The organism is Rhodococcus sp. CX, assembly GCF_015865005.1.
In the GTDB taxonomy this organism is placed as follows: Bacteria; Actinomycetota; Actinomycetes; order Mycobacteriales; family Mycobacteriaceae; genus Rhodococcus.
The window spans coordinates 21,340-25,619 of sequence record NZ_JADZGH010000062.1; the positions used below are offsets into that span (position 1 = coordinate 21,340).

Consider the following 4,280-nt stretch of genomic DNA (forward strand, 5'->3'; position numbering starts at 1 on the left):
AGCGGTGCCAGATGTGTGCGATCGGACTCGACGAGGCGCACCGGCACGTCGATCTCGAATCCCGGCGTCTGATGTGCGTATGCCGGCCCTGCTACCTCCTTTTCACCGATCAGGGCGCGGACCTTCGGTTCCGCTCCGTTCCCGACCGGTACCTGTCGTTCCCGTCCTTCACGCTCGCGCCGGGCCGGTGGGAGGACCTCGAGATCCCGGTGGCGCTGGCGTTCTTCTTCCACAATTCGACGCTCGGCCGCACCGTCGCGTTCTATCCGGGACCTGCCGGTGCCACGGAATCGGAGCTGCCGCTGGGCATGTGGGACGCGGTCCTCGCCGATAACCCGGCGCTGACCACACCGCTGCCCGACGTGGAGGCGCTGATCGTACGGGTACCGGACCGCGGTGAACCCACGTGCCACCTCGTGCCGATCGACGCGTGTTACGAACTGGTGGGCAGGCTGCGGCGGGTGTGGCGGGGCTTCGACGGCGGACAGGATGCGCATGCCGCACTCGACGGATTCTTCGACACACTCGCCCGGCGGAGCCGACCGGTCGACGCGGGGGCACCGTCGTGACCGCGCTCGAGTTCGGCATCGTCGACATCGCGCCCGAACCGTACGCGGCCGCGCCGACCCTGCTGGCGAAACTCCGGATACGGGAAGACACGGGCGCGACCGTGCACGCACTGGCACTGCGGTGCCAGCTCCGCATCGAACCGCGCCGCCGGAACTACGGCCCCGACGAGGAAGCCGCGCTGACGGACCTGTTCGGCACGCGCGACCGATGGGGCACGACCCTTGCGCCCTTCCCGTGGCTGCACGCGTCGACGGTGGTGCCGGGATTCGAGGGCGCGTGCGAGACCACGCTGCCACTGGCCTGCACGTACGACTTCGAGGTCGCGGCCTCGCGCTACCTGCACGCGCTCTGCGGCGGTGCGGTGCCGTTGCTGGCCCTGTTCAGCGGTACCGTCTTCACCCGCGGCACCACGGGATTCGCGGTCGAGCAGGTGCCGTGGGACCGCGAGGCCCGATACGACCTTCCGGTACAGGTATGGCGTGACCTGATGCGGGCGCACTTCCCCGACAGCGGATACGCGCGCCTCACCCACGCGACGCTGGCCGCACTGGCACGGTTCAAGGCCGAACGGGGACTGACCGATCTGGACGCCACGATCACCGCACTGCTCGACGCAGCCGGTGCGGGAACGGATGCGGAGGCGTCGTGACGGTGGAACGGCAGAAGCAACACGACGACACGGACCGGGTGCGTGCGGTCGCCGACACGATCCTGTACGAGGGCTACCTGCTGTACCCGTACCGCGCGAACGCCCGGAAGAACCACTCGCGCTGGCAGTTCGGAGTTCTCGGGCCGCCCGGAGCCGCCGCGTCCGGGCTCGGCGAGCCGCCGGGACTGGCGGCACAGACCGTGCTGCGCACGCTGGGAACCGAGCCGGTGATCGAGGTGACCCTGCGGTTTCTCCAGCTTCAGCGTCGTACGGTGCAGCGCCGCACCGGCGAGGGGTTCGAGATCGTGCCCGAGCTGGTCGTCGTCGGACAGTCGTGGGTCGGGTGGGACGAGGCCGTCGAGTGCTCGTGCGCGTTTTCGGTAGCGGTGGCTACCGAAAACGCGCACGGGGCGACGGAGGTCGCGGTGCCCGCGGGGGAGGACACCGAACTGTTGACCGAACCGGACGGCACGGTCGCCGGACGTCTGCTGCGCACCCGGCGCGCCGTGCACGCGACCGTGACCGTCGAGGCCGGACCGATCGACGGCGATCTCGTCCGCGTGTCCGCCACCGTCACGAACACCGGTGACGCGCCCGTCGACGCGGACGACGCGATCGGGCGGTCGCTGATCGGAGCGCACCTGATCCTCGCTGCCACCGAGGCGCGTTTCGTATCGCTCCTCGAACCGCCCGCCGACGCGGCCGCACTGGTCGGCACCTGCACCCACGAGCGTTGTTTCCCGGTGCTCGCCGGGGACCCGGACCCGGCCGTGCCGGGGGAAGCACCCGTCGTGCTGGTGTCGCCGATCATCCTCTACGACCACCCGCGCGTCGCCGAGCAGAGCGGCGGAGACCTGTTCGACGCCACGGAGATCGACGAGATCCTCACCCTGCGGGTACTGACCCTCACGGACGAGGAGAAGGCGCAGGCCCGCGCCACCGACGCGCGGGCCGCGGAGATCGTGGACCGCTGCGAGGCGATGACCCCCGAGGAGCTCCAGGCACTGCACGGGGTCCTGCGCGACCCCGGCCGCGGCGCCGATCCGATGGGCGCCGGTCCGATACCCGAGGTGCCCGACGGTGTCGACTGGTGGACCGAGGAAGCGGACACCAGCGTGCGACCGGAACTCGACACCGTGCTCGTGCAGGGGATGCCCGTGGGACAGGGAAGCCTGGTCCGGCTGCACCCGTCCCGGCGGGCCGACGCGCAGGACCTGTTCTTCCGCGACCGGCTCGCGCGCGTCGCGACGGTCCACGCCGATGTGGACGGCGGGACCCACGTCGGGGTCGTCCTCACCGACGACCCCGCCGCCGACCTCCACGAATGGTTCGGCCGCTACCTCTATTTCGCGCCGGACGAGATCGAACCGGTGCCGGACGTCCCGGTGCAACCGTCGAGGAACGAGGAGTCATGAGAATCGTCGGAATGCTGACCACGGCGGTCGCCGCCGCCGTCGCGGTCGGTGCAGCATTGGTCGCAGTGAAGTCGTTGCCGGATCTCAAGCGCTACTTCCGAATCCGGAACATGTGAGGAGTGGGGTGCGGATTCTGGTCGCGGGCGTAGGCAACATCTTCCTCGGGGACGACGGGTTCGGACCCGAGGTCGTGCGCTACCTTGCCCGGAGCCCGAAACCGGAAGGAGTCCGGGTGGTGGACTACGGGATCCGCGGCATGCACCTGGCATACGACCTGCTCGACGGGTGGGACGGCCTGGTCCTGGTCGACGCGGTTCCCGACGCCGGGGAGCCCGGGGCGGTGCGGGTCTTCGAAGCCGGCGACACCGCACCCACCACGGTCGGGGTCGATGCGCACGGCATGGACCCGGCCTCGGTGTTCGCGACCCTCGCGGCGCTGGGCGGGAGCCGGCCCCGCACGATCGTGGTGGGATGTCAGGCGCAGTGCGTCGACGAGGGCATCGGGCTCTCACCCGCCGTCGCGGCCGCGGTCGAACCGGCCGCCGCGGCGGTGCGCCGAGCCGTGCAGAATCTCCGGCGACCCGATCGGGCCGCCCGGCCGAGGCCCGGAGGGTGACGTATGTGCCTGGGAATTCCCGGCCGGGTGATCCGGCTGCTCGAGGGCTACGGCGGCCAGCTGGCGCTCGTCGACGTCGTGGGTGAGAGCCGGCGAATCAACATCGGGTTGCTCGACGACGCAGGCGTCGAACCCGGCGACTGGGTGATCATCCACATGGGTTTCGCGATGGAACGGGTCGACGAAGCCGGCGCCGAACGTGCCCTGGCCGGACTGGAACTGATGGGCCGGGGCCCGGACCGGGAGGATCCACCGTGACGAGCGCCGTCGAGCGCCGCCGCGTGACCGTCCGGGGGGTGGTGCAGGGAGTCGGGTTCCGGCCGTTCGTGGCGGGCCTGGCCGCCGAACTACGCCTCGCCGGGCACTGCGGGAACGACGACACCGGCGTGTTCGTCGAGATCGAAGGGGTCACAAGCACACTCGACGAGTTCGAGCGACGGCTGCGGGCCGAAGCCCCACCGCTCGCCGACGTTCTCGATCTGACGTCGGTCCCGCGCACGCCCCGGGGCGACCGCGACTTCCGCATCGTGGACAGCCGCCGCACACCGGGACTGCGCACGCTGATCCCGCCCGACGTCGCCACGTGCGAGGACTGTCTGCGGGAACTGAACGATCCCGCCGACCGCCGGTACCGGCATCCGTTCGTCAACTGCACCCACTGCGGCCCCCGGTACACGGTGATCACCGACCTGCCCTACGACCGCCCCGCCACGACGATGGCGGCGTTCCCGATGTGCCCGCGCTGCGCCCGCGAATACGCAGATCCGGCCGACCGGCGGTACCACGCCCAGCCGATCTGCTGCCCGGACTGCGGACCGCGGATCCACACCGAACGCGGCGGCGACCGCATCGACGGGGACGACGCGGTGCTGGCAGCGGTGCAGCGTGCCCTCGCGGCCGGGCAGCTCGTGGCCGTCAAGGGGCTCGGCGGCTACCACCTGATGTGCGACGCCACCGACCCCGACGCGGTCCGGCGGTTGCGCGAACGCAAGCGGCGACCGGACAAGCCGTTCGCGGTGATGGCACCGGA

General features: G+C 71.0%; 7 protein-coding genes. All 7 read left to right on the forward strand.

Translation table 11 applies throughout. The features are described 5' to 3' along the window. The coding region (locus I0Q12_RS06625; RefSeq protein WP_231610141.1) for a DUF5947 family protein at positions 1-569 on the forward strand (569 nt) is incomplete at its 5' end. Beyond that, positions 566-1,219, forward strand: coding sequence for a DUF6084 family protein (locus tag I0Q12_RS06630; RefSeq protein ID WP_197251187.1), 654 nt, complete (start codon positions 566-568; stop codon positions 1,217-1,219). The genes I0Q12_RS06625 and I0Q12_RS06630, both read left to right, overlap by 4 nt. Beyond that, positions 1,216-2,634 carry a hypothetical protein gene (locus I0Q12_RS06635; protein WP_248675169.1) on the forward strand — a complete coding sequence of 473 codons (1,419 nt, stop codon included), beginning with the start codon at positions 1,216-1,218 and terminating at the stop codon, positions 2,632-2,634. The genes I0Q12_RS06630 and I0Q12_RS06635 overlap by 4 nt, the downstream gene beginning before the upstream one ends. Next, positions 2,631-2,750, forward strand: a complete 120-nt coding sequence (locus I0Q12_RS35060) for a hypothetical protein (protein ID WP_374068598.1) — start codon at positions 2,631-2,633, stop codon at positions 2,748-2,750. The genes I0Q12_RS06635 and I0Q12_RS35060 overlap by 4 nt, the downstream gene beginning before the upstream one ends. After that, positions 2,747-3,250: a hydrogenase maturation protease gene (locus tag I0Q12_RS06640; RefSeq protein ID WP_197251188.1), complete on the forward strand. Its 504-nt coding sequence runs from the start codon at positions 2,747-2,749 to the stop codon at positions 3,248-3,250. Before I0Q12_RS35060 ends, I0Q12_RS06640 begins: the two co-directional genes overlap by 4 nt. Positions 3,251-3,253: 3 nt before the next feature. Further along, complete coding sequence (locus I0Q12_RS06645) at positions 3,254-3,508, forward strand: HypC/HybG/HupF family hydrogenase formation chaperone (RefSeq protein ID WP_197251189.1); 255 nt, start codon at positions 3,254-3,256, stop codon at positions 3,506-3,508. Then, positions 3,505-4,280: acylphosphatase (locus I0Q12_RS06650; protein WP_197251190.1), on the forward strand; the 776-nt coding region annotated here is incomplete at its 3' end. The genes I0Q12_RS06645 and I0Q12_RS06650, both read left to right, overlap by 4 nt.

Bases quoted from the DNA above. Each gene is read 5' to 3' on its own strand.
- I0Q12_RS35060 (WP_374068598.1), top strand. From the start codon at position 2,631: ATGAGAATCGTCGGAATGCTGACCACGGCGGTCGCCGCCGCCGTCGCG.
- I0Q12_RS06645 (WP_197251189.1), top strand. From the start codon at position 3,254: ATGTGCCTGGGAATTCCCGGCCGGGTGATCCGGCTGCTCGAGGGCTAC.